At 68.1% G+C, this 1,129-nt stretch carries 1 protein-coding gene; it reads left to right on the top strand.

Annotation, left to right across the window (positions count from 1 at the left end; genetic code table 11):
• Window positions 1-1,108, top strand: a 1,108-nt coding sequence (locus tag Apa02nite_RS50735) for an IS701 family transposase (protein WP_203831582.1), incomplete at its 5' end; no start/stop codon positions are given.
• Window positions 1,109-1,129 lie beyond the last annotated feature (21 nt).

Genomic DNA, 1,129 nt, shown 5'->3' with positions numbered 1-1,129 from the left:
CCCGGGTGGCATGCAGGACCTGATCGGCCGTGCCAGCTGGGACGACGCACTGGTCCGTGCGGACGTGCGAGATTTCGTGACAGCCCGGCTCGGGCATCCCGACGGCGTGCTGCTGGTCGATGAGACCGGGGATCTGAAGAAAGGCACCCGCACTGTCGGCGTGCAGCGGCAGTACTCCGGCACCGCCGGGAAGATCGAGAACTGCCAGCTCGCAGTGCACCTGTCCTACGTCTCACCGCTCGGGCACACCCTGGTCGACGTCGCGCTCTACCTGCCGAAATCCTGGACCGACGATCCGCAGCGACGGGCCGAAGCCGGGATCCCCGACACCGTCGGGTTCGCTACGAAGCCGCAGCTGGCACGTCGGCTGATCGAGACCGCGGTGACCGGCGGACTGCCGTGCCGGTGGGTCGCCGGCGACGAAGCCTACGGCGGTGATCCGCAGCTGGCGGCTGCGCTGAGAAGCAGCGATCTGGGTTATGTCCTCGCGGTCGCCTGCTCACACCGGGTGCCGACCGGACTCGGCGTCCAGCGTGCCGACCAGATCGCTGCCGGCCTGCCGAAACAGGCGTGGCAGCGGATCTCCGCCGGAGCCGGAGCGAAAGGACACCGCTACTACGACTGGGCGTTCATCAACCTGCCGCAGGCTGTCGACCAGCACGCCGGCCATCACTGGCTGCTGATCCGCCGCAACCGCACCACCGGCGAGCTGGCGTTTTATCGCTGCTGGTCACCGCAACTCGTCCCGCTGCACCATCTGGTCGCCGTCGCCGGATCGCGGTGGCGAATCGAGGAATCGTTCCAGGCCACGAAGACCGGACTCGGCCTGGACCAGCATCAGCACCGCCGCTGGAAAGCCTGGCACCGCTGGACCACCCTGGTCATCGCCGCCCACGCGTTCCTGGCCGCCGCGACAACAGCCAGCGCTGAAGCCCCCGACGGGCTGATCGCGATCACGGTCAACGAACTCCGCCGGCTGTTCCACGCCCTGGTCATCGAACCTGCACGCCGCGTCGCCGACGCCATCGCCTGGTCCATCTACCGACGACGCCATCAAGCCACCGCCAAGACCAGCCACTACGCCCGGCAAGCCCTCACGGAGCCCTAAAACGGATCTCCTGCTGGAGTA

It is taken from the genome of Actinoplanes palleronii, assembly GCF_016862315.1.
In the GTDB taxonomy this organism is placed as follows: Bacteria; Actinomycetota; Actinomycetes; order Mycobacteriales; family Micromonosporaceae; genus Actinoplanes; species Actinoplanes palleronii.
Note: the sequence above shows the minus strand (reverse complement) of the source record. Positions and strands in the feature narration are given on the sequence as shown.